The following is a 24,957-nucleotide window of genomic DNA, read 5'->3' as shown; positions in this document are numbered from 1 at the left end:
CATATGAGTAATGATAATAATAAAAAAGATCTTTCAAGATATAAAGTATTTTATATAGCAATGGGAGTTATTTTTGCTATTATTTCTGCTAGACTTATATATCTTCAAGTAGTAATGGTAGATGAGTATAGAGATAAAGCGAACAATAATAATTACATGAATGTTTCAGTACCTGCAGCTAGGGGCGATATTATAGATGCAGATGGAAATGTTTTTGCAACTAGTGTTCAAAGCTATACTTTAGATTTCACTGAAACACCAGAAAGTAAAGCAAATTTTTATTCAACTATGAAAAAGGTATTTGAAATTTTAGAAGAGAAGAAGATACCTATGGTAGATGATTTTGCTATTGTTATTAATTCCGAAGGGAAACTTGAATTTAATTTTCAGTCCACGGATGAACAAAGTAGAAGATGGTTAGAATTGAGATTTAAAAAAGATAGAGGTTTTGATGAAATTATCGCTAGGAAAGAGTACGGCGATGATGTTAAAATGTCAGAGCTTGATGACGAGCAAAATGCAAAAATCGAGGAATTGTTATTACAGATCACTGCAGAAGAGGCATTTAGACAGTTGGAAAAGGATTATGGTATTACACAATACTATGAATGTACTTTAGAAGAAGAAAGAAATCTTATAATTATAAAGGACAACTTGAAAATGTCTAGTTACTCTGGGTATGATCAAATAACAATTGCTAATAGCTTAGATCAAGAAACAGCTTTTGTTTTTCAACAGCTTCAAGCAAGCCTTCCGGGAATTTCAGTGGATAATAAGCCTATGAGATATTATCCGGAAAATGATCTTGGATCTGCTTTCTTAGGATACATATCGGCTATAGATCCTTGGAATGAAGAAGTTTATGAAGAACAAGGTTATAATGTGAATACTGATGAAGTTGGTAAAACAGGGATAGAAGCTGCTTTTGAAGCAGACTTAAAAGGTACAAAGGGACAGCAGCGAATTCAAGTTAATAAGGCAGGACGTAGAGTTGCTGTGCTTGGAGAAGTTGAAGCTTATGCTGGAGATACAGTAAAGCTTAATATTGATATGGATATTCAAAAAGTTGCTGAAAAAGCTCTTGATGATACTCTTGAGCAGATTAGAAATCAAAGCGGAAAGAAAACTGAAAATGCTACAAGGGGAGCTGTTGTAGTTATGAAAACTACAGGTGAAGTTCTTGCGCTTGCAAGCAGACCAGGTTTTGATCCAAATATGTTTACAGTTCCAGGGCTTTTGACACCAGAAATTTCTCAAGAGTACTTTAATCCTGATTTAGAAAAGAAGGGAAGAGAATACATTGAATCTCGAGGTCTTGCAAATTTAGAAGGAATTTTATCAAGAGATGAACTGAATTCTTTAAGTTACGAGGAAAGAGTTGAACTTGTTTTAAACAGAATGTTTCCTTTAGATGACAGAATTGAAGGAAATACAACTATTAGAGAAGACTTCTATGATATATTTCCTAAACCTTTTTATAACTATGCGACGCAATCCCTAGTGCCTCCAGGATCAACTTTTAAACCAGTTACAGTTTTAGCAGGTTTAGAAGAGGGAGTAATAACACCGTATACAACTATATATGATAATGGTCATTATAATTCAAGATATCCTGATTATAAAGGTGCATGTTGGATTTACAATAAGTATAGAGGTTCTCATGGATGGATTAATGCTGCAAAAGCCCTAGAGGTTTCTTGTAACTACTTTATGTATGATGTGGCAGATAGACTGTATGCTAAAACAGGTGGAGATATTAACACACTGGATTTCTTGGCTCAGTATGCTTGGAAGTTAGGGCTAGGGGTGCCAAGGGGCAGTGATATTAAGCCTACAACAGGAATTGAAATCACTGAGAATTTTGGCCAGGTGTATAACTATGAATCAAGTAAGGATACTCTTACTAATGCTTATATAAATCAATTAGTTGAATTTTTGGAGCAGGGAATTAACTCTAGAGACAGCAGAGTTCATTATAAACCTTTTGATATTGTTAAGGTTCCTGAATTCGGAAGTGGTAAAGAGTTAGAACAGAAGAAATTAACAAATTCTAAAAAGAAGGCTTTAGTAGATGCTTTAAAAGAAGAGATTAAAAGAGAAACTAAGGCCGAAGAGAATGAAATTATCGAAAGATTTACTGGCTTAATACAAGAAGTAATAAAGTCAGATAAAGCTATCGAGGCTATAGGGTACACAGATGATGATATTTATTATATTGCATTAGCAATGTTTCATTGTGTAAATGATGCTCGTACTAGTATTAATTCTGCGGCTAATGCTTATGACGCATCAATTGGTCAGGGTATGAATTACTTTACACCACTTCAAGTAGCTAGTTATATAGCTACTCTTGTTAATGGTGGAAATAGATACGAAGTTAAGCTTGTTGATAAGGTTCTTGATAGTGAAACAGGTGAAGTAATAAAGGATTATACGCCACAGATTATAAGTAAAGCTGAGTTTAATCAAAGTAATATTGATGCTGTTAAGGCTGGAATGAGAGACGTTACAGCAGGGGAGAATGGAACTACTAACGGAGTTTTTAATGGCTTCCCAATACCAAGTGGTGGTAAAACTGGTACATCAAACGTAGTTGATGAAAAGATACAAGACGCAATTGGAAGAAATGCAGCGGGGCTTTATGTTGGATTCGCACCATATGATAATCCTGAAATTGTTGTTTGTTCAATCCTATTTGACTCTGATGGAGATAGAGGAACAATTGCGAGAGCTACTTTTGAAGAATATTTCAGAGAAGCTATCTTAGAAATGAATCCAGGATACAAATTTATGTATGATTTCCATACGACAGAAGAAACAGCAGAAAATAAAACAGAATAAAACAAGAAATAACAAACGGTTTTCCGTTTGTTATTTTTATTATAATAATACTGACTTCATTGTTAATAATATACTTATATATGATTAATTTGAAATTTATAGAAGGTTTTTGATGATAAATGTTGAAATAGTGTAAGAGTAGGATATGATGAGATGCGATTTTATCATTTAGTTAATAAGTAACTGATTATTTTACGGATATCAGAAAAACACTTAGTGAGAAATGGAGACTTTATTATCAATGAATAAGAATAGAAAAAATAAAAATGAACGAGCTAGATATAAGATATTTTACATAGTTATGGGATTGATTTTCTGCATAATTACAGTTAGACTTATATATTTACAGATATTTTTAGTGGATGAATATAGAGAAATATCAAATAACAATAATAATATGAATGTATCAGTTCCAGCAGCAAGAGGTGATATTGTTGATAGGAATGGAAATATATTAGCTACTAGCGTTCAAAGTTATACTTTAGAATTTACAGAAACCACTGAAAGTAAGGCGGATTTTTATCCAACCATGAAAAAGGTATTTGATATATTAAATGAAAAGAATATTTCAATGGTGGATGATTTCCCAATCGTTATAAGAGATGGAAAGCTTGAATTTAGTTTTCAAGCTACTGATGAAGAAAGTAGAAGATGGATAGAGCAGCGTTTTAAAAAGGATAGAGGCTTTGATGAAGTTATTGCAAGAAACAAGTTTGGCAAGGAGGTGAAAATGTCTGAACTGACTTCAGCTGAAAAAAAGTTGATTGATGAGCTTTTATTAAAGGTAACTGCAGAAGAAGTATATAGAAAGCTTGAAGAAGATTATGGGATAACACAATATTATGAGTGTACCCTAGAGGAAGAAAGAAGACTTATTGTTATAAAGGATAGTTTAAAGATGCAGAGTTTCTCGGGTTTTGATCAAGTAATTATCGCTAATAATCTTGACCAGGAAACAGCATTTATTTTTCAACAGCTTCAGGCTAATCTTCCAGGGATTTCAGTGGGAAATAAGCCAATGAGATATTATCCAGAAAAAGATTTGGGCTCAGCATTTTTAGGATATATTTCAGCTATAGATCCTTGGAATGAAGAGTTATATGAGGAGTTAGGATATGATGCAAATACTGATGAAGTAGGTAAATCAGGAATAGAGGCAGCTTATGAATCACAGTTAAAAGGAAGTAAAGGGCAGCAGCGAATACAAATAAATAAGGCTGGGCGAAGAGTGGCTGTGTTGGGGGAAGTTGAAGCTTATGCAGGGAATGTTGTTCAGTTAAATATTGATATGGATATACAGAGAGTTGCTGAAAAAGCATTAGATGATACCTTGGAGCAAGTTAGAGCACAAAGAGGCAAGGATACTGAAAATGCCACTAGGGGAGCTGTGGTTGTACTTAAAAATACTGGTGAAGTATTAGCCATTGCTAGCAGACCTGGATATGATCCTAATATATTTACAACCCCAGGTATGCTTACACCAGAAATTTCTAAGGAGTATTTTAGTCCAGACCTTGAACAAAAGGGAAGAGAATATATTGAGAGTCGAGGACTTGCAAATAAGGCAGGGCTTTTGACAATTACAGAAGTCAACTCATTAAGTTATGATGAGAGAGTAGAAGTCCTATTAAACAGAATGTTTCCTATAGATGAAAGAATTGAAGGGAACACAACTATTCGTGAGGATGTATATGATATTTTCCCAAAACCATTTTATAATTATGCTACACAGTCACTAGTTCCACCAGGATCAACATTTAAGCCTGTAACTGTACTTGCAGGTTTTGAAGAAGGCGTAATAGATCCTTATACTACCATTTATGATAATGGTAAATATAATAAAAGGTATCCTGATTATAATGGAGCTTGCTGGATTTGGCATAAAGGGGGGTCTCATCAATGGGTTAATGCAGCCAGAGCCTTAGAGGTTTCTTGTAACTACTTTATGTATGAAGTGGCGGATAGATTATTTGCTAAAAGCAGTTCAGACTTTAATACCTTAGACTTCTTAGCTCATTACGCATGGAATCTTGGTTTAGGGGTTGAAAGAGGCAGTGATATAAAACCGACTACAGGAATAGAGATAACAGAAAACTTCGGTCAAGTTTATAATTATGAATCAAGTAAGGATACATTGTCCAATGCATATGTTAATAGATTAGTTGAGTTGTTAGGCAATGGAATAAGTACTAGAAACTCTGCTCAGTATTATACACCATTTAATATTGCAAAAGTTCCGGAAATTGGTAGTGGGGATGAGTTAGAGCAGAAGAAATTAACAAATTCAAAGAAGAAAGCATTAGTTGATGAGATCAAGGAAGAAATGAAAAGAGATGTAATTTCTAGTGAAAAAGAAAACGTAGATAAGTTTACAAGCCTTATAACAGAAGTAATAAAGTCAGATGCATCCATAGAGAATATAGGGTATACAGAAGATGACATATGGAATATTTCATATGTTATATATGAGGAGATTTCAAGTGCACGTTCTGAGATTAGTTCTGCAGCCAATGCATATAATGCATCAATTGGACAAGGTATGAACTATTTTACTCCACTGCAATTAGCTAGCTATATTTCGACCCTTGTAAATAATGGAACTAGGTATGAGGTTAAGCTTGTTGATAAGATTATCGATGGTGAAACAGGGGAAATAATTCAGGATATAACACCGCAAATAATAAGTCAGGCACAGTTCAATGAAAGTAATATAGCTGCGGTGAAGGAAGGAATGCAAGATGTTACTACAGGGGAAAATGGAACAACTAATGGTACATTTAATGGTTTTCCAATACCTAATGGAGGTAAAACAGGTACAGCAAACGTAGTTGATGAAAAAATCCAATATGGAATAGGTAGAAACGCAGCTGGTCTTTATGTTGGTTTTGCTCCATTTGATAACCCAGAAATAATTGTATGTTCACTTTTATTTGATTCCGATGGAGATCGAGGTACAATTGCAAGAGCTACTTTTGAGGAGTATTTTAGAGAAACTATATTACAAATGGATCCAAGCTATAAATTTATGTATGATTTTCATGGAACTGGGACAGAAAAGGAAGAAGAAAAGACAGAATAATTATAAAAATTGTAAATGGGTTTCCATTTGCAATTTTTTTCTGTAAAATAAATGTGTTATTTTATCAATGAGTATGAATAAATTTAAGAAAAAGTTTTGAAAAATTTTAATTTTTAGAAGGAATTTTGACAGTCTATGTTGAAATAGTGTAAGAACATCTCGATATATGGAGGGTACCTATGTATAATCATGGTATAAAGGTAAAGGGAGAAAAAGAAGGATTAAATCTAATTGTGAATTTAAATGAATTTAATTCATTAAATAGTTTAATCGAAGCTATAAATGATAAGCTTCAAAAGGGAAAAAAATTTTATAAGGGTGCTACTATTAAAATAACAGTAGATGTTAATTCATTAGATTCAAGAGAGTTAAGGAAGATAAGATCCTTCCTTTATGATGAATTTATGATAAAGGACTGTACTTTCGTGGATATTAAGGCGACTGAAAAAAGAGTATTCAGTGGTATTAATGAGGGAAAGACTAAGTTTGTTAAGAAAACTGTTAGAAGCGGGCAAAGACTTGAGTATCCAGGAAATGTTGTTATTATTGGTGATGTAAATTCAGGGGCAGAGGTATATGCCGCGGGAAATATTATTGTGTTAGGGCAGGTTAAAGGTTCAGTTTTTGCTGGGTGTAATGGTAATGATAGTGCTATAATTTCAGCTATGGAATTGACACCACAGGTGATGAAAATTGGAGATCTTATAACACGTTCGCCAGAAGATATAGATAAGCCGAAATATCCTGAGGTGGCCAAAATAAAAAATGGAAATATTGTTGTAGAGCCATATTCAGTAAATAAATATATTTAATGGAGGTATTATTAATGGGAGAAGCTATAGTTATAACATCAGGTAAAGGCGGAGTAGGAAAGACTACAACTACGGCTAATATAGGAACTGCATTAGCGGCAATGGATAAAAAAGTTGTTGTAATAGATGGAGATACAGGGTTAAGAAATCTTGATGTACTAATGGGATTAGAAAATAGAGTCGTATTTACTTTATTAGATGTAATAGAAGAAAAGTGTAGATTAAAGCAGGCATTAATAAAAGATAAAAGATTTACAAATTTATTTCTGCTTCCGACTGCTCAAACAAGAGATAAAAATGATGTGGACATAAGTGAAATGTTAAGAGTGGTTACAGAGCTTAAGCAGGAATTTGATTATGTAATTTTAGATTGTCCTGCTGGAATTGAGCAAGGATTTGAAAATGCAATTGTTGGTGCTGATTGGGCTTTAGTTGTTGTTAATCCAGAAATAACTTCAGTTAGAGACGCTGACAGAGTTATAGGAAAGTTAGATGCAAAGGGAATAGAAAGACAAGAACTCATAGTTAACAGAATGAATTTTGAAATGTCTAAAAGAGGTGACATGCTTTCTATAGAAGATATTAAAGATTGTTTAGCAATTAAATTAATGGGAGTTGTACCAGATGATAAGAAGGTAACAATTTCAACAAATAAAGGAGAACCTATAGTATTAGACAGCAGTGCTTATGCTGGGCAGGCATATAAAAATATTGCAAGAAGAATAGTGGGTGAAGAAGTTCCTTTTTTAGATTTTGATGAAATATATGGACAAAAAGGATTTTTGGGAGCGATTAAAAAGTTATTTGGAGGAGGTAAGAATTAAAAATGGGTTTATTCAAAATATTTCCACCAAAAGGTAGTACCTCTAAGGAAGTAGCCGCAGATAGACTGAAATTAATTCTAGTTCATGATAGAGCTACTGTATCTCCTGATTTTCTGGAGAATGTTAAAGCCGAACTTTTAAAGGTTGTTTCTAATTACGCTGAAGTTGAGCGTGGAGAAATTGAATTGAGATTTACAACTAATGATGAGTATGAAGGTAGTTCACCAGCATTAGTTGCAAGTATACCTATAAAAAAGGTTAAGAGGTAACAAAAAAGTAACATTGACATACAATTTAAGGCTATGATTTTCATAGCTTTTTTTGCTTCATATGATATAATAGGAAAAGGTATGGAGGAATTGATTATGATAAAATTTTTAAAGAATTTCAAGATAAATGAAAAATTAGTAAAAAATATTGATTTTAGTATAATAGCCGTAGTAGTAGTGATCGTTCTATTTGGTATTTTAAATATTTATTCTGCAATAGGCATGAGTTATGCAAGACTTCAGTTTGCATGGCTGATTATAAGTTTAGTTGCAGTTTATTTCATTTTGACTATAGATTATGCTGATATTCTTAGATTTACACCATTAGTTTATTGGGCAGGAGTCCTCCTTCTTATTGTAAATCAGTTTTTGGGTGGTGCAGTTAATGGTGCTAATGCATGGATTCAAATAGGAAATAGAGCTATTCAGCCTGGAGAATTTGCTAAAATAGGAATGATTCTTATGGTGGCAAAGATAATTGAAGAGGCTGAAGGAGATGTAAATAATCTTAAAACTTTCTTCAAGATTGTTGGATATGCAATAATTCCAGTAATTTTAATACTAATACAGCCAGATATGGGTCTTACAATGGTTTCCTTCTTCATTATGCTTGGAATAATGGTTATAGCGGGACTGAATTGGAAGGTCATTGTTGGTGGATTAGGCTCCTTGGTAGCTGCGGTTGTTGTAATATGGAATTCGCCAATAATGAAACCTTATTGGAAGCTAAGATTTTTGGCAGTAGTAAACCCTGAAAAATATGCTCAAAACGAAGGACTACAGCTTATTCAGTCGAAGATTGCTATTGGGGCTGGAGGGATATTTGGTCTTGGATTTATGAATGGTAAGCAATATAAATTTGTACCAGAAAATCACACGGACTTTATATTTTCTGTAATTGGTGAAGAATGGGGACTTTTAGGAGCAGTTTTTCTAATGTTTTTATATGGCATGCTTATATATAAGCTTATACAAATAGCTAAAAACTCAAGAGATATTGCCGGAAGAATAATAGTAATTGGAATTGTTGGATCAATATTATTTTCTATAATACAAAATATTGGAATGACCATAGGCCTTATGCCTATATCAGGTATAACACTACCTTTCGTAAGTTATGGTGGAAGTTCTATGTTAACTAACTTTATTTCCTTGGGAATAGCATTAAACATAGGTATGAGAAAGAAAAAAATAAATTTTTAGGAGTGTGATTTTAATGAGAATAGCATTAGTTGCTCATGATAAAAAGAAAGATGATATGATTGATTTTGCAAAAAGATATAAAGAAGTTTTGAAAAATCATCAGCTATATGCGACAGGAACTACTGGAAAACTTTTGAATGAAATAGTTGGTTTAGAGGTTTATAGATTTTTATCAGGGCCACTTGGTGGAGATCAGCAAATTGGAGCAAAGCTTGCAGAAGGAAAAATGGATATGATAATCTTTCTTAGGGATCCTTTAACAGCGCAGCCACATGAACCAGATGTAACTGCTCTTATAAGATTATCAGATGTACACCATATTCCACTTGCAACTAACTTAGGTACTGCAGAAGTCTTTATGAAGGCTCTTGGAGATAGATAACTTAAATAAAAGAGAACTCTTTTGAGTTCTTTTTTTTATTGAGAAAATTTTTAAGCAATAATATAAATTTTATTAACTTATAAGAAGCTTTTAAGGATAAAGTTTCGTATATTTTATGAAAACAATTTGTTAAATCTATTGAATCTTTAAATTTCAAATAAAAATTCACATATTTATAGTAAGTAGTTGCAAGTTAAATAGGTTGACTAGAAATTTTTAATAAGTTAATCAGCATTCATTACTTCCATTCTAAACTCAAATAAAAATTCCAATAAAATAATACTTTTTAAAATCAAAAAAATCTCATAAAGACCATAAATCTTAATATACATAGATTAGTAAGGGTAAATTAAGGAGGTTGTATCATGGGCATGTATAATGATTATTATAAGAAATATTATGCTAATATGGGACAGCAAAAGGCGTCTAATGCATATGTTCCTAAAGGGTATAATGGTAATGGGGAAAGTCGTAATAAAGGTTCTGTTGTATTCCCTATATTTTTAAATGTATTTGGAAAAGGTTATACTAATATTTTTATTGGACAATGTGTCATAACCTTAATGTTATTTGGAGGACTGATATTGTATAGAGCTTATCCTACAACCGATTTAGGTAAAGCCTATGCTTTAGGATTAGATTATATGGGAAAAGGTATCAATATAGAAGAGTTTTCTAAGGAGGAAGTAGCTTCGGTGTTTAGTGAAGTTAAATCAGTTTTTAATTTTAATGAGAAAAAGGAAGGATTTATTAGTGAAAATTATATTAATCCGGTTGCAGCTGATAGTGGCAGCAGTTTTCAGGTTGAAGATAATAGATTATTAATTAAAACAGCAGCTGGAACAGATATACGGGCTTCCTATGAAGGTAAAGTCAAGGCTGTAAAAGATGGGACAGTTACTGTTAATTATGGAGAAGGCATAGAAATGATCTATAGTGGTATGGATGAGATAAATGCTGTAGAAGGAATGACTTTGAATGCTAATGATGTTATAGGGAAAGCCAAAGCAGGGTCAGAGGGGGATGTCTCCATAGAAATACTCTATATGGGGGATAAATTGAATCCTTCAAGTTGTTTTAATTTAAATGAAACCCTTTAGCAATGTCTTAGGAGGATACATTGATTAGAATAAGTAGATATTTGATACCATATATAATTTTAATATGGATGGTAAGTTTTAAACGGCAGCTTTTTATTGGATTCCTTATAGTATTTATTCATGAACTTATTCATCTGATGACAGCCAGAATCTTAGGCTATTCTGGCTTTTCTATTGATATTATACCTATTGGGACAAGTCTTACACTAAAGGATTTAGATGAGGCATCTCCTAGGGATGATATTATTATTTCGCTTAGCGGACCTTTAGGAAATTTTATAATAGCTTTGGCATTTTATTTTTTTAATAAATTTTGGGGATATGAGTGGATGTATCATTTTAGGAATTATAACTTGGTCATAGGTATGTTTAACTTAATACCTGCTTTTCCTTTAGATGGAGGGAGAATACTAAGAGCTCTATTAAACTTAAAAATTATATATAAAAAAGCCAACAAGATTGCACTAAATATAAGTATTTGTATAGGCTATATATTTGGTGTGTTTTTTTTAGTCACACTTTTTATGAATAGTATTAATATTGACTTGCTATTTTTCTGTGTATTTATTTTAGGGGTTTCCTATAAGGAAAAAAGGAGGATAGCTTATATTATTATGGGATATATTGTTAAGAAGAAGGAGAAACTGATACGTAGGGGATATCTTGAAAACAGAAGTGTTTCTGTATATTATAAGTTAAATCTCTTGCAGCTTATAGAATTAGTAGATAAAAACAAGTATAATGAATTTATTGTGCTCGATGACAATATGAATGTAATTGGAATTCTGTATGAAGAGGAAATTATTAATGCTTTAAAGGATTTGGGTAACATTTCTGTGAAAGAGATTTTTGCAAGTCGTTGAAAGGGGTAATATTCTAAGGTTTTGGTAAAAATAGGTTGAAAACTTGAAATATTATTTGCATATGATAAAATGATTTATTGAATTAACTTAAGGAGGATTCACAATGAATAAAATTTCAGATGATATTCTATGTAAGGTTGAAAAACCAGCTAGATATATAGGGGGAGAGATTAACTCCTACAACAAAGATAAAAACAGTGTTGATATTAGATATGCTTTTTGTTTCCCAGACGTGTATGAAGTTGCAATGTCTCACCTTGGAACAAAAATATTATATTATGTAATGAATGAAAGAGAAGATACTTACTGTGAAAGATGTTTTGCACCATGGCCAGATATGGAGAAGGCACTTAGAGAAAATAATATTCCTCTAGGAACTCTTGAAACAAAGGATTCTCTTAAAGAGTTTGACATATTAGGTTTTACTCTTCAATATGAGATGAGTTATACAAATATATTAAACATGTTAGATATGTGTGATATCCCTCTTAGAGCTTCAGAAAGAGGAGAAGAGTATCCAATAGTAATGATGGGTGGACCATGTGCTTATAATCCAGAACCACTATATGATATTGCTGACGCTTTTGTTCTTGGAGAAGGATAAGAAGTAACTAATGAGATATTAGATGTATATAAAGCTATGAAGGGTAAGCCAAAGGCTGAATACTTAAGAGCTATTTCAAAAATACAAGGAGTATATGTACCATCGCTTTATGATGTAACTTATAATGAGGATGGAACTATTAAGGCCATGACTCCTAAGTTTGATGATGTGCCAAAATCAGTTAAGAAAAGAATTCTTATAGATTTTGATGCGAACAAGTTCCCAGATAAATTTATAGTTCCTTATACAGAAATAATCCATGACAGAATAGTTATTGAAACTACAAGAGGTTGTACAAGAGGTTGTAGATTCTGTCAGGCAGGTATGATATACAGACCGGTTAGAGAAAAGACTACAGAAAGACTTATGGAGGAAATAGATGTGCTTCTTAAGAACACTGGATATGAAGAAATATCTTTAAGTTCTTTAAGTATCTGTGACTATTCTAACATTCAAAACTTAATCATGAATTTAATTGAGAAGTATGGTGAAGAGAAGGTTGGAGTTTCTATACCATCTTTAAGAATTGACTCTTTCTCTGTAGATTTAATTAAGGAAATCCAAAAGGTAAGAAAAACAGGCTTAACTTTTGCACCAGAGGCTGGAACTCAAAGAATGAGAGATGTTATAAATAAAGGTGTAACTGAAGAGGATTTACTTGTTGCTACTAGAAGTGCTTTTGAATCAGGATGGTCAACAATAAAATTATACTTTGTAATAGGACTTCCATACGAGACTACGGAAGATGTTGTTGGTATAGCTGATTTAGCTCAGAAGGTTGTAGATGAATATTTCAATGTTCCTAAGCACATAAGAAAAAGGGGCTTAAGAGTTACTGTAAGTACATCAATATTAGTACCAAAACCATTTACTCCATTCCAATGGGCTCCGATGAATCAAATGCCAGAAGTTAAAGAGAAGATTTCTGCTTTAAGAAATTCTATAAAAAGCAAAGCTATCAACTATAACTGGCACGAATCGCCACTAAGCTATTTAGAGGCTGTATTTGCTAGAGGAGACAGAAGACTTTGTGACGTTTTAATTAAAGCCTTTGAAAAAGGTGCTAGATTCGATGGATGGAATGAGTATTTCAACTATGAAACTTGGCAGGAAGCTTTAGAAGAATGCAATGTTGATGGAGATTTCTATGCTTACAGAGAAAGAAGCTACGATGAAATACTTCCATGGGACTTCATAGATATAGGAGTTAGCAAAAGATACTTAATAAGCGAGAATGAAAAAGCTAAGGAGCTGATTTTAACTCCAGACTGTAGAGAAAAATGTACAGGATGCGGAATTAATGCCAGCTTTAAGGAAGGAGAGTGTTTCCATGGTGCGATACTTAATAAAATACACTAAGGAAAGTGAGCTAAAATTTGTATCTCACTTAGATTTAATGAGAACAATTCAAAGAGTAATAAGAAGATCAAAGCTTCCAATCGAATATTCAAGAGGGTTTAACCCACATATGAGTTTATCCATAGCCCAGCCTTTATCTGTTGGGGTTTATTCATCAGGTGAATATTTAGATGCTGTTTTAACGGTGGATATGGATGAGAATGAGATTTTATCAGCTTTAAATGAAAATACTGTAGGAGGAGTTAAGTTCCTTTCTGTAACTAAGGTTATAAAGAAGGATGAAAGAAAGATTCCACAAGGTATGGCTATTATAGATGGAGCTAAGTATATTATAAAGTTTAAGTTAAATGAGGGAGAAACAGTAGATTTCAATACTCTTTTAGAACTTAAACAGTGGGAAATTCTTAAGAAAACTAAATCAGGTGAAAAAGAAGTTGACATAAAGCCTTTAGTTAAAGAATTAAAAAACTATATGGAAGATGGCAGATTAGTTGTTGAGGCTCTTCTAAGCTGTGGAAGCAGAGAAAACTTAAGTGCAGGTCTTTTAAGTGATTTTATAAAGGAACACGTTAAAGGGATTAACAAGGATGCGTTTGTTGATATTAAAAGACTAGAAATGTACGCTTTGAAGGATGAAAAATTTGTTCCACTAAATGAATTCTTTACTGCATAGCGAGGAGTGGTTTTAGTGAAAAAGATTGTTATTGAAAGACAGCAATCATTACTAAAGGTAGCAATTAAGAAAAATGATATTCTTAGAGAGTGCTTTGTTGAAGAGGAAACCTTTAGCCCTAAAGTTGGAGAAATCTATAAGGGTGTGGTTAAGAACATTGTTCCTGCTATGAAGTGTGCCTTTGTGGATATTGGTTTCGAAAAGAATGGATATATGGCTTTAGAAGGCAAGAAAAAGGATAATGGTCTTAAAAAAGGTCAAGAGGTCATGGTAGAAATCATCAAGGAGGATATTGGGAAAAAGGGGCCAAAGGTAAGTCCTAATATATCTCTTCCAGGAACTTATGTAGTTTTAACGAAGGAGCACACTGAACTTCAAATATCTAAGAAGATTTTAAGTGATGAATTTAAGTTTTTAGTAGAATCTCAAATATCAAAACCTGAGAATATCGGAATTGTAATAAGAACAAAAGCTGAAGGTGTTGACTTTCAAATCATTAAAAGTGAAGTTGAAGAGTTGATAACCAAGTATGAAGAAATACATAGAGAATTTATATATTCAGCTAAAGTAGGACCTCTTTACAAGGATAATGGAATTCTCAGCAGAATAATTAGAAATTACACTGAAGGTGGAGCAGAAATAATTGTCGATGATGAAGAAGACTTCAATTATTTTAAGAAAATTATCAGTGAGAAGAAGCTGGATAATGTTCATATAGCATTTTATCAGGAGCCACTTTCGATTTTTGATTATTATGGAATTGAAAAGGAAATTTTAACCTTAAGACACAACAAAATAAACCTTCCTAGTGGAGGAAATATTGTTGTTGAAAAAACAGAGGCCATGACAGTGGTAGATGTAAATACTGCAAAAAATATAAAACTTACTAAGGATGAAGGTGCTGTTTTAATTACCAACAAAGAGGCAGCAGTTGAAGTTGTTAAGCAGATAAGACTTAGAAATCTAGGGGGAATCATCCTGGTAGACTTCGTTGATATGAAATCTGCAGAAGAGAAAAAACAGATCATGGATATCTTAAGAAAAGAATTCTTTGATGATAAGCATAACCCTAAAGTATATCCATTTACAGAATTAAATTTAGTTCAGATAACTAGAAAAAAATACGGTAAATCAATTTGTGATTTTGTATTTGAGGAATGTAAAGTATGCCATGGCAGTGGAGAAAAGGTAGCTTTGAATTATTTATCCAGCATCATAAAGGGTAAAATTGAAAGAATATTGAAGGAGCAACAGGTCAAGAATATATATATAGAACTTCCTAGCATCTATGAAAAGGAAGTGAAAGAAGATGTTTTGAGCTTTGCTATAAAACTTGGAGCTACTGACTGTGATCTTTACGTAAAGTTTGAAGAGCATAATTATAACTTTAAGGTGGAACCAATTATATTCCATAGTCAGCTTGAAAATTTTAAAAATTTACAAATATTCTCATCGAATTTGATGAGAATATAAAGAAAAAAATATGATAAGTTCCTTTACATTGAGCTTGTCATGTGTTAAAATGTCATTTGTAGACCGCACACGTAAGGTTTTAAAAATAGTTTTAAATAAGCTGTTTTAGTTTGTTTAGAGCTTACCTGGGATGGCGAGACTGGATTGAGGAGGTGTATTTTAATGTACGCAGTTTTACTTACTGGAGGAAAGCAATACAGAGTTCAAGAGGGAGACGTTCTTTTCGTTGAAAAACTTGAAGCTGAGGTTGACTCAACTATAGAATTTGATAAAGTTCTAGCAGTTGGAAAAGAAGATGGTTTAGTAGTTGGAAAGCCTGTAGTTGAAGGAGCTAAAGTTGTTGCTAAAGTTGTAGCACAAGGAAAAGCTAAGAAAGTTATAGTTTTCAAATACAAGCCAAAGAAAGACTACAGAAAGAAGCAAGGTCATAGACAACCATTTACTAAAATAGTAATTGAGAAGATCGAAGCATAATATGATTACTGTTAAATTTCAAAAGTCAAATAATAAACTGATTTCATTCCATGTGGATGGGCACGCAGAATATTATGATCATAAAGAAAAAACAGTTATTTATGATGACGTTGTTTGTGGATGTGTATCCAACTTAGCACAGGTAACAATCTTAGGAACGTTAGAAGTGCTGAAGCTGAACCCTAGCTATGTAGCCGAAGAAGGCAACATCAGACTAGATTTAAAAGACCTTTCATCGGAGAATATAGATAAAGCTCAGGTTTTACTAGAAACTATGTTGTTAGGATTGAAAAATTTAGAAATTAGCTACGGAAAATATATCAAAGTTATAGTAGAGGAGGTGCAGTGATATGTTACTAATAAACCTTCAGTTATGTGCTCATAAAAAAGGAGTAGGTAGCTCAAAGAACGGTAGAGATAGTGAATCTAAGAGATTAGGTGTTAAACGTGCAGACGGACAATTTGTACTTGCAGGAAACATCCTTGTAAGACAAAGAGGAACAAAAATTCATCCAGGTACTAACGTAGGTATCGGTGGAGACGACACTCTTTTCGCTAAGGTTGATGGAATTGTAAGATTTGAAAGAATGGGTAGAGACAAGAAGAAAGCTTCTGTTTACCCAGTTGATGTAGAAGTTGCAATAGCCGAATAGTTTTAAAAGCACCCATAAGGGTGCTTTTTTATGTCATAGTAAGGCTATGATATAAAAAAACATCCTTAGTAAAAATGGTGTTTCAATTGAGATGATTTAGTACATACTATTATAGATAAGTGAAACTTAAAAGAAGAAGATATTCTTGTAACTTTGTTTAAAAGTTATAAGAGTATTAATAATAAGCTAAAAATATCAAAGGATGTTTTAGGTAGGAGAGTGAAATAGATTATGTTTATAGATAAGGCGAAAATATTTGTTAAATCAGGTAATGGTGGTAATGGCTCAATTCACTTTAGAAGAGAAAAATTTGCTCCCCTTGGAGGTCCAGATGGTGGAGATGGTGGAAATGGTGGAAGTGTTATATTAGTTGTTGATACTAACATGACAACACTTTTAGACTTTTCATATCACCGTAAGTTCGTAGCTCCAGATGGAGGTAAAGGCGAAGGTTCTAAGTGTTATGGAAGAGCTGGAGAAGATGTAATAATTAAGGTTCCAATGGGAACCATTGTTAAAGATTTTGAAACAGACAAGGTTATGTGTGACTTAGCACATGCTGGGGATACATATGTGGTTTGTAAAGGCGGAAAGGGTGGAAAGGGTAATGCTAAATTCTGTACACCTACAAGACAGGCACCACACTTTGCAGAACCAGGAATGCCTGGTGAAGAAAGATTTATTAAGCTTGAGCTTAAGCTTTTAGCTGACGTTGGTCTTTTAGGATTCCCTAACGTAGGAAAGTCTACACTTTTATCTATGGTTTCAAAAGCAAGACCAAAGATAGCAAACTACCACTTCACAACTATTAAGCCAAACTTAGGTGTGGTTGCAGTACCAGGAATACAACCTTTCGTTATAGCTGATATACCAGGAATTATCGAGGGAGCTGCTGAAGGAGTTGGATTAGGTCTTGAGTTCTTAAGACATATAGAAAGAACAAGAATGCTTATCCATGTGGTAGATATATCAGGAATCGAAGGAAGAGATCCAATTGAAGATTTCAAGAGAATCAATGAAGAACTTAAAAAATACAGCATAAAATTATGGGATAGACCACAAATCATAGCTGCAAACAAATCAGATATGCTTTTTGATGAAGAAGTATTTGAAAACTTCAAGAAAGAATTAAATGCAATGGGATATGATAAGATATACAAAATTTCTGCTGCAACAAATGAAGGCGTAGATGATTTAATGAAGGCTGCTGCAGAGATGTTAAGTACTATTCCAATAACTGATTTAGAAATAGCAGATGAAGATAAATTTATACCAGAAGAGAAGAGATTTACTTATGAAATTAATGAAGTTGAAGAAGGTATATTTGAAATTACTGGTACCTTCGTTGACAGATTACTTACAAGTGTTAATGTAAATGATCCAGATTCATTAAGATACTTCCATAAGGTATTAAGAAATAAAGGTATAATCGATGAATTAAAGGAAATGGGAATTGAAGATGGAGATGTTGTTAGATTAAATGACTTCGAATTCGAATTCCTACTATAGTGAGGAGCAATATAAATTATGATAACAACAAAACAAAGAAGTTTTTTAAGAGGCTTATCAAACCAGATAGATCCTATATTCCAGGTTGGTAAAGATGGTATAGAGGAGAATTTTATAAAGCAGGTTGATGGAGCTTTAGAAAAAAGAGAGTTAATTAAAATTAAAACTTTAAACAACAGCGGAATTACAGCTAGAGAAGCTTCAGACATCTTATGTGAAGAACTTGGCTGTGAGGGAATTCAAGCAATTGGTGGTAAGTTAGTTTTATACCGTAAATCAACTAAAAATCCTAAGATAGATTTAGAAAATCTTAGAGTTGGCGGTCCAGAAAAACCAAAGGAATCAAAGAAACAAATAGCAATACGTAAAAGTGAAGCTAGAAAAGAGCAAAGAAGAAGCGAATACAGAAGCAAACAAAGCAGTAGCAGAGGCAGCAAAGGAAGAAATAGATAAAAAGTTAATTTTTAGAGGGGGTTTTTAACTTCCTCTAAAAGTGCCTTATTGAAGATTTTCTATCTAAGTTATGGTTGGTAAAATACTTTAGATTATGGTATTATGGTAAAAGAGGTAATAACATGAAAAAAGTAATTTTTGGGGGAACCTTTGACCCTATACATAACGGGCATATTCATATTGCATATGAAGCACTATATAACTTAGAAATAGATGAGATTATATTTATGCCTGCTGGTCAGCCTCCACATAAGAGTAATAAGAGGGTTACCGGTGGAAAAATAAGATATGAAATGGTCTTAAAAGCTATAGAGGGAGAAGAAAGGTTTTCTGTAAGTGATTATGAAATTAAAAATAAAGGATTAAGTTATACGTATAATACTTTAATTCATTTTAACAAAATAGAACCAGATACGGAGTGGTTTTTTCTTGTTGGTGTAGATAGCCTGATGGCATTAAAGACTTGGATGAATATAGATATTATATTAGATAACTGCACTTTAGTTGTGTTCTCTAGAAGTGGGTTTTTAGAGAAAAATGTGCTGGAGATGAAGGCAAGACTTGAAGCAGAGTATAATACAAATATTATTTTTCTGCAAATGCCTCTACTAGATATTTCATCTACCACCATTAAAGAAAAAATAGCGCAGCATAAAGTGGTTAATTATTTGTTACCATATAAAGTGGAAAGGATGATTAACAAATATAATTTATATAGGGATAAGGTGTAACGTATGTGGCATGAAAATAAGATAAAAGAGTATATAAAGGTACATCTCACAGTAGATAGATATAATCATACATTAGGTGTAATGAAAACTAGTGAGGAATTAGCAGTTCGATATGGAGTTGATCCAGCTAAGGCGAGAATTGCAGGGCTATGTCATGACTGTGCTAAAAATTTTTCTGCCAGTGACTTAATAAGTAAAGCAAAGGTAAGTGGTGAAGTTATATCAAGTGTATACTATAAATCACCACAGCTTTTACATGGCATAGTTGGAGCCTATATAGCAAAGGAATTATTTCATATTAATGATGAGGACATATTAAATGCAATAAAGTATCATACTACAGGCAGGGAAAATATGAGTACCTTAGAAAAGATAGTTTATATAGCAGATTGTATTGAACCAGCGAGATCTTTCAAAGGAGTTAATGAGCTTAGAGAGTTAGCGTATAATGACTTGGATAAAGCACTCATAAAATCTTTTGAAGATACAATACTGTATATTATTGCGAGAGGTTCAATAATTCATATCGATACAATAAAAGCTAGGAACTACCTTTTATTGGGGAATAGAAGAAATTAGTAATTGATGCTGAAGTTTAGCTTTGGCTTCATATATATTTTTTTATGGGGGCGATAATATGAATAAAACTATTGTAAGTACTGAAAAAGCACCAGCTGCTTTAGGACCATATTCCCAAGGCGTAAAAGTTGGAAATCTTTTATACACTTCTGGACAATTACCAATAAATGAAGCTGGTGAACTTGTAACTGATGACATTAAAAGAGCTACAACAGTATGTCTAGATAATGTTAAAGCTATTTTAGAAGAAGCTGGAACAACGATGGATAAAGTAGTTAAGACCCTTGTATTTATTAAAGATATGAATGATTTCGCAGCAATGAATGAAGTGTATGCAACATATTTCACTTCAAATCCACCTGCAAGATCATGCGTACAGCCAGCTAAATTACCAAAGGATGCTTTAATAGAAATTGAAGTTATTGCAATCGTAGAATAAAAATAAGCCTCCTTATATGGAGGCTTATTTTTTAATTATTACTATTTAAAATATTTTAAAATGAAAAATTAAAGATGAAAGATAAAAGATTGAGGGAAGAATTCCTATGAAATTATTATGAAATTAATATAATAAAAATAAGGAACTCCTTTTCATATTTATTCGAAGGAGTGCTCGAAGAGTAAGTTCGAGTGACTAAATCAAAGATTTAGGTTATCACATAAGTTTGAGATAGCTCAATTAAAGATTTGTTACCTATATAAATAAAATCTAAAGGAATTTCAACATTAAATTTTTATCCTTTATTTTTCATATAAAAGATAAAGAGGGTATATAGATGAGCATTGTAAGATACACAGTAACGAAGGTAGGAAATAACGTTAAGATAAGAGATTATATGAAGGATGAATTAAACCTTTCAGGAAGATTTATTAGAAATTCAGCCATGGGGCAGAGACTTATGGTAAATGGCAAAGAGGTTAGATTAAGCTATAGGCTTTCTGAAGGTGATGAAATTCAGGTTAAGGTGACAAAGGAAGAAAATCAAGATATACAGGGAGAAAACCTAAATATTCAGGTTGTATATGAGGATGACGATCTTCTTATTGTAAATAAACCTCCATTTATGGTAGTGCATCCAACTAAGAGTCATCCAACAGGAACCTTAGCAAATGGAGTTATTTATCACTTTAGAGAGAATAATGATAATTCTATTGTAAGACTCGTAAGCAGGCTGGATAGGGATACATCGGGCCTGATAATGATTGCTAAAAATCAATTTTCACATATGAGCTTAGCAAAATCTATGGAGCAGGATTTGATTGAAAAATCTTACTTAGCAATTATTCATGGTCACTTAAGAGATAAGGAAGGAACTATTGATAGACCAATAGGGAGACCAACGAATGAAACTATTAAAAGAGCTGTTTTGGAAGATGGACAAAGAAGTATTACTCATTTTAAAGTGATAGAAGAATATAAAGACTCAGCCTTAGTACAGCTGATTTTAGAAACAGGCAGAACTCATCAAATAAGAGTCCATTTAAGCTATGAGGGGCATCCTATATATGGTGAATCCCTATATAGTGAATTTAATGATGAAGAGCTAATTAACCGTCAAGCACTGCATGCCTTTAGATTAAAACTTCCACATCCACGAAGCGGAGAGATACTGGAATTTCAATGTGAAATGCCAGAAGATATGAAAAAATTAACTGAAAAGCTAAAATAAGTGAAAAAAAACACGGTATTCAGTTTGAATACCGTGTTTTTATTAATAATTTTTATAAGTTTTTTTACCTTTAGATTTATAAGTTGATACATACATGTTTTTTCTTTTTCTTTTCTTTAAGTTAATTCTTCGAATAATAAGGATTAAAATTAAGAAAAGAATCAAGATACCGATTATTGAACCCACGATAATTTTAATTAATTTTATATAATCAATAGTATTTTTTTCAGTGGTAACCGTATCACCAAATACAGGTAAAGTTTTTTCTTCATAATTTATTGTACTACTGACTTTAGCTGTATAGGTTTGGTTATTGTATGTTATATTAACTGAAGTTATAGGTTCACCAGCATTAAAGTACTTACCGGAAAGTGAATCTGTATCAATAACAACCTTAGGTTGGGTATCAGAGGTTAAATCTTTTGAATAGTAGATATCATCCTCTATAATTAAAGGAATATTTGTTCCGTTAGAGGTGGTATAAACTCCAATTTGATCTCCTTTAGAAAATAACTTTTGGGTAGTGAAATTTTCAAAAGCCCATTCAAATACAGCTTCCACTTCATTATAATAAGCCTTTTGCTCGTCATATAAAATTGCAACTACAAAACCTTGATTCTCTTTTTTGGCTGAAGCAACATAGGAATGTTTTGATTCATCGGTGTAACCAGTTTTACCAGCAACTGCATAAGGATAATATTTTGAATCACCGTCTTGGACAAGTCTGTTGTCATTCCATAAAGGTCGTTGTTCTTCAGATTTATTTGTTACGTTCATGAGTAAAGATTTTGTTTGAGAAATTTCAACATATTTTGGATATTTCAACAATTCTTTCTCCATTAAAGCTAAATCATAAGTTGTAGATCTATGGGTTTCACCATAAAGACCGTGAGGGTTTTCAAAGTTCGTATCCATAGCACCAAGTTCTTTGGCTCTTTTATTCATAAGTTCAGCAAAGGCTTCAATAGAACCAGAAATATGTTCAGCTAAGGCTGTAGCACAATCATTGGCAGAAGCCATGATAACAGCGTATAGCATTTGTTCCACGGTCATCTTTTCGCCTTCGTGAATGTAAATTTTTGAGCCTTCAACAAATGGTGGAATTGATCCTACAGTAACAACTTCATCCATTTTACAATTTTCTAAAGTTAACAGTATTGTCATCAGCTTAGTTGTTGAAGCTGGTGGATACTGTGTATGTTCATTTCTCCCCAATACGACTGCACCAGTATTGGCATCTATTACGATTACACTTTGTCCAGTAACTGATGGTGGCTCTGAAGCTGCAAATACTTCACTATAGTTACCGAATAGGGTAAAGGTAAAAAGTGTAAGCAATATAAACGTAAGTCTCTTCATAATAATCTCCCTATAAATATATGATAAATAATTATATCAAAAATATTAACAAATTACGATAATAAAATTTGGAAATTGGTAAAACTTATAGTAGAAGCAAAAAAATTCAAGTGACTTAATGCTGAAAAAGTTTTGAGAAAGTATAGAGGGGGTATAAAGATGAAATTAAAAGAAAAGATTGTTGGAGCTGTAACTATACTCGTACTAAGTATAGTATTTCTTTTATTTGGATACTTTTCTAATAAGGATAAAAATATTGAGTTTGAAGAAGTGTTTACAAAGGATATGAGTAATAAAAATAATGCTTTAGAGGTGTTGCCTTCTGACAATGAAGGTGAAGGAGAAAGAGAGTATAAAACAATTGTTGCAGATATTAAAGGGGCAGTTAAGAATCCTAGAGAGTATGAACTGGAGGAAGGGGCAAGAATTAGAGATTTAATAGATGCAGCTGGAGGTTTAACTAGTGAGGCAGATGAAAATAGAATAAAGTTTTCACAAATACTAAATGATGAAGACTGTATAAAGATTTATAGTGTTGGAGAAGAAGTAGAGAACGAAAGTGAGATTTTTTCAGAGACAGCAATAGTTAAAGATGGGCAGAACTCTAGTGGAAAGATAAATTTAAATAAAGCATCTTCTTCAGAGCTTCAAACTTTACCAGGGATTGGAGAAGTAAAGGCTCAAAGCATAATCGATTATAGAGAAAATGTGGGGATCATTAAATCTGTGGATGAACTTTCAAATATAACAGGTATAGGGGCAAAGACTGTGGAGAAATTGAGAGACATGGTAGACATAAAATAAGTATTAGGATAAAATTTTATATGGATACACCTTTATAATATTAAATTGTAATTGAAGGTGAACAATGACTAGCCAAGTCGAAGATTTGAAGAAAAATGAATTAAGCTCCTATGTGTATGTTCTAAGGAGTAAGTTCCATTACCTAAATCATAGATTTGGAGTCTCACTTATAGGAGGTAATAATTATGATAAAAAGACTTACTGAACTTTCAAAAACCTCTGGATGAGCAGCTAAAATAGGGCCGGAGACCCTTTCAAAGATTTTGGATAAATTGCCTAAAATGCATGATGAAAATTTATTAGTAGGAATTGAAACAGCGGATGATGCAGCTGTTTATAAACTTACTGAAGATATAGCTACCATTCAAACCTTGGATTTCTTTACACCGGTAGTGGATGATCCATATACCTTTGGAGCTATAGCTGCTGCAAATTCCTTAAGTGATATTTATGCCATGGGCGGGAAGCCAACAGTGGCAATGAATATAGTATGTTTTCCTAATTGTCTGCCAATAGAAGTTCTTGGAGAAATTTTAAAGGGTGGAGCAGATAAGGTGATTGAGTCAGGTGCAGTTGTTATTGGTGGACATAGTGTGGAGGATGATGAACCTAAGTTTGGGCTTTCTGCTATGGGGTTAGTTCATCCAAAGAAAATTTTAAAAAATTATGGCTGTAAACCAGGGGATGTGTTAATTTTAACAAAACCTATTGGTACAGGTGTGATTAATACTGCTATTAAGGCAGAGTTTGCTTCAAAGGAAACCTATGATGAAGCAGTAAAGATAATGACAACTTTAAATAAGTATGCAGGAGAAATAGTAGTCAAGTATCCAGTGAATGCTTGTACGGATGTTACAGGCTTTGGAATTATGGGGCATGGTTATGAAATGGCTAGTGCTTCAGAAATAACAATAAGATTATTCAAGGATAGTATACCAGTAATTGCAGGTGCGAAAGAATTTGCAGAAATGGGGTTAGTACCAGCTGGAACCTATAATAATAAAAAATATCTTGAAGGAAAATATGAACTTAAGGAAGTTCCACAGTGGCTGGAGGATATTCTCTTTGACCCACAGACTTCTGGAGGATTATTAATTTCACTTCCAAAAGATGAAGCAGAGAAATTAATGAAAGAGTTAAATGAATTAGAATTAAAATCAAGCATTATTGGTGAAGTTATAGAAGAAGGTAGAGTACCAATAATAGTTGAATAGTAGTTTTGTATTCATAAATTTATATGACT

General features: G+C 32.8%; 22 protein-coding genes and 2 pseudogenes. 23 read left to right on the top strand and 1 reads right to left on the bottom strand.

Annotated elements, in window-relative coordinates; genetic code table 11:
• The first annotated feature begins 3 nt into the window (after nucleotides 1-3).
• From BN1075_RS20210 to BN1075_RS20110, 21 genes and pseudogenes are all read left to right on the top strand, one after another.
• Complete coding sequence (locus tag BN1075_RS20210; protein ID WP_148315559.1) at nucleotides 4-2,841, top strand: penicillin-binding transpeptidase domain-containing protein; 2,838 nt, start codon at nucleotides 4-6, stop codon at nucleotides 2,839-2,841.
• 241 nt (nucleotides 2,842-3,082) lie between these two features.
• Nucleotides 3,083-5,920, top strand: a complete 2,838-nt coding sequence (locus tag BN1075_RS20205) for a penicillin-binding transpeptidase domain-containing protein (protein WP_040195095.1) — start codon at nucleotides 3,083-3,085, stop codon at nucleotides 5,918-5,920.
• A 179-nt stretch (nucleotides 5,921-6,099) separates the two neighbouring features.
• Entirely contained in the window at nucleotides 6,100-6,732 is a 633-nt protein-coding gene (gene minC / locus BN1075_RS20200) for a septum site-determining protein MinC (RefSeq protein ID WP_040195094.1), read from the top strand.
• Nucleotides 6,733-6,746: 14 nt separating this feature from the next.
• The gene (minD, locus tag BN1075_RS20195) at nucleotides 6,747-7,556 is read left to right on the top strand and encodes a septum site-determining protein MinD (RefSeq protein ID WP_040195093.1); all 810 of its coding nucleotides are present in this window, start codon (nucleotides 6,747-6,749) and stop codon (nucleotides 7,554-7,556) included.
• Nucleotides 7,557-7,558: 2 nt separating this feature from the next.
• Nucleotides 7,559-7,825, top strand: coding sequence for a cell division topological specificity factor MinE (gene minE / locus BN1075_RS20190; RefSeq protein ID WP_040195092.1), 267 nt, complete (start codon nucleotides 7,559-7,561; stop codon nucleotides 7,823-7,825).
• 96 nt (nucleotides 7,826-7,921) lie between these two features.
• Nucleotides 7,922-9,028, top strand: coding sequence for a rod shape-determining protein RodA (rodA, locus tag BN1075_RS20185; protein WP_040195091.1), 1,107 nt, complete (start codon nucleotides 7,922-7,924; stop codon nucleotides 9,026-9,028).
• Between the two features lie 13 nt (nucleotides 9,029-9,041).
• A complete protein-coding gene (gene mgsA / locus BN1075_RS20180) occupies nucleotides 9,042-9,410 on the top strand; it encodes a methylglyoxal synthase (RefSeq protein ID WP_040195090.1) in 369 nt (122 codons plus the stop codon).
• 365 nt (nucleotides 9,411-9,775) lie between these two features.
• On the top strand, nucleotides 9,776-10,510 hold the full coding sequence (locus BN1075_RS20175; RefSeq protein WP_040195089.1) for a M23 family metallopeptidase: 735 nt from the start codon (nucleotides 9,776-9,778) through the stop codon (nucleotides 10,508-10,510).
• Between the two features lie 20 nt (nucleotides 10,511-10,530).
• On the top strand, nucleotides 10,531-11,373 hold the full coding sequence (locus BN1075_RS20170; protein WP_040195088.1) for a site-2 protease family protein: 843 nt from the start codon (nucleotides 10,531-10,533) through the stop codon (nucleotides 11,371-11,373).
• A gap of 103 nt (nucleotides 11,374-11,476) precedes the next feature.
• Nucleotides 11,477-13,336 (top strand): annotated as a pseudogene (locus tag BN1075_RS20165) (TIGR03960 family B12-binding radical SAM protein).
• Nucleotides 13,308-14,009 (top strand): TIGR03936 family radical SAM-associated protein, encoded by a 702-nt coding sequence (locus tag BN1075_RS20160; protein WP_197072354.1) that lies wholly within the window; start codon nucleotides 13,308-13,310, stop codon nucleotides 14,007-14,009. The pseudogene BN1075_RS20165 and the gene BN1075_RS20160 overlap by 29 nt, the downstream one beginning before the upstream one ends.
• A 15-nt stretch (nucleotides 14,010-14,024) precedes the next feature.
• Nucleotides 14,025-15,482 (top strand): ribonuclease E/G, encoded by a 1,458-nt coding sequence (locus BN1075_RS20155; RefSeq protein ID WP_040195087.1) that lies wholly within the window; start codon nucleotides 14,025-14,027, stop codon nucleotides 15,480-15,482.
• A 162-nt stretch (nucleotides 15,483-15,644) separates the two neighbouring features.
• The gene (rplU, locus tag BN1075_RS20150) at nucleotides 15,645-15,956 is read left to right on the top strand and encodes a 50S ribosomal protein L21 (protein ID WP_040195086.1); all 312 of its coding nucleotides are present in this window, start codon (nucleotides 15,645-15,647) and stop codon (nucleotides 15,954-15,956) included.
• Between the two features lies 1 nt (nucleotide 15,957).
• A complete protein-coding gene (locus BN1075_RS20145; RefSeq protein ID WP_040195085.1) occupies nucleotides 15,958-16,305 on the top strand; it encodes a ribosomal-processing cysteine protease Prp in 348 nt (115 codons plus the stop codon).
• A gap of 1 nt (nucleotide 16,306) precedes the next feature.
• Nucleotides 16,307-16,609 (top strand): 50S ribosomal protein L27, encoded by a 303-nt coding sequence (rpmA, locus tag BN1075_RS20140; protein WP_040195084.1) that lies wholly within the window; start codon nucleotides 16,307-16,309, stop codon nucleotides 16,607-16,609.
• A gap of 231 nt (nucleotides 16,610-16,840) precedes the next feature.
• Nucleotides 16,841-18,118 (top strand): GTPase ObgE, encoded by a 1,278-nt coding sequence (obgE, locus tag BN1075_RS20135; protein WP_040195083.1) that lies wholly within the window; start codon nucleotides 16,841-16,843, stop codon nucleotides 18,116-18,118.
• Between the two features lie 18 nt (nucleotides 18,119-18,136).
• Nucleotides 18,137-18,421 (top strand): annotated as a pseudogene (locus BN1075_RS20130) (YhbY family RNA-binding protein); the annotation flags it as partial.
• 272 nt (nucleotides 18,422-18,693) lie between these two features.
• Nucleotides 18,694-19,302: a nicotinate-nucleotide adenylyltransferase gene (nadD, locus tag BN1075_RS20125; protein WP_040195082.1), complete on the top strand. Its 609-nt coding sequence runs from the start codon at nucleotides 18,694-18,696 to the stop codon at nucleotides 19,300-19,302.
• A 3-nt stretch (nucleotides 19,303-19,305) separates the two neighbouring features.
• Complete coding sequence (gene yqeK / locus BN1075_RS20120; RefSeq protein ID WP_040195081.1) at nucleotides 19,306-19,881, top strand: bis(5'-nucleosyl)-tetraphosphatase (symmetrical) YqeK; 576 nt, start codon at nucleotides 19,306-19,308, stop codon at nucleotides 19,879-19,881.
• Between the two features lie 58 nt (nucleotides 19,882-19,939).
• Nucleotides 19,940-20,320: a RidA family protein gene (locus BN1075_RS20115; protein WP_040195080.1), complete on the top strand. Its 381-nt coding sequence runs from the start codon at nucleotides 19,940-19,942 to the stop codon at nucleotides 20,318-20,320.
• A 337-nt stretch (nucleotides 20,321-20,657) separates the two neighbouring features.
• Entirely contained in the window at nucleotides 20,658-21,551 is an 894-nt protein-coding gene (locus BN1075_RS20110) for an RluA family pseudouridine synthase (RefSeq protein ID WP_040195079.1), read from the top strand.
• Nucleotides 21,552-21,593: 42 nt separating this feature from the next.
• On the opposite strand, the gene BN1075_RS20105 is transcribed toward BN1075_RS20110, so the two are convergent.
• Nucleotides 21,594-22,910, bottom strand: coding sequence for a D-alanyl-D-alanine carboxypeptidase family protein (locus BN1075_RS20105; RefSeq protein WP_040195078.1), 1,317 nt, complete (start codon nucleotides 22,908-22,910; stop codon nucleotides 21,594-21,596).
• A gap of 159 nt (nucleotides 22,911-23,069) precedes the next feature.
• On the opposite strand from BN1075_RS20105, the gene BN1075_RS20100 reads away from it, so the two are divergent.
• On the top strand, nucleotides 23,070-23,714 hold the full coding sequence (locus BN1075_RS20100; protein WP_040195077.1) for a helix-hairpin-helix domain-containing protein: 645 nt from the start codon (nucleotides 23,070-23,072) through the stop codon (nucleotides 23,712-23,714).
• A 185-nt stretch (nucleotides 23,715-23,899) separates the two neighbouring features.
• On the top strand, nucleotides 23,900-24,928 hold the full coding sequence (gene selD / locus BN1075_RS20095; protein ID WP_081911685.1) for a selenide, water dikinase SelD: 1,029 nt from the start codon (nucleotides 23,900-23,902) through the stop codon (nucleotides 24,926-24,928).
• The last annotated feature ends 29 nt before the right edge of the window (nucleotides 24,929-24,957 follow it).

It is taken from the genome of Clostridium culturomicium (assembly GCF_000821305.1).
In the GTDB taxonomy this organism is placed as follows: Bacteria; Bacillota; Clostridia; order Clostridiales; family Clostridiaceae; genus Clostridium_J; species Clostridium_J culturomicium.
This window is presented reverse-complemented; position numbering and strand designations above follow the sequence as displayed.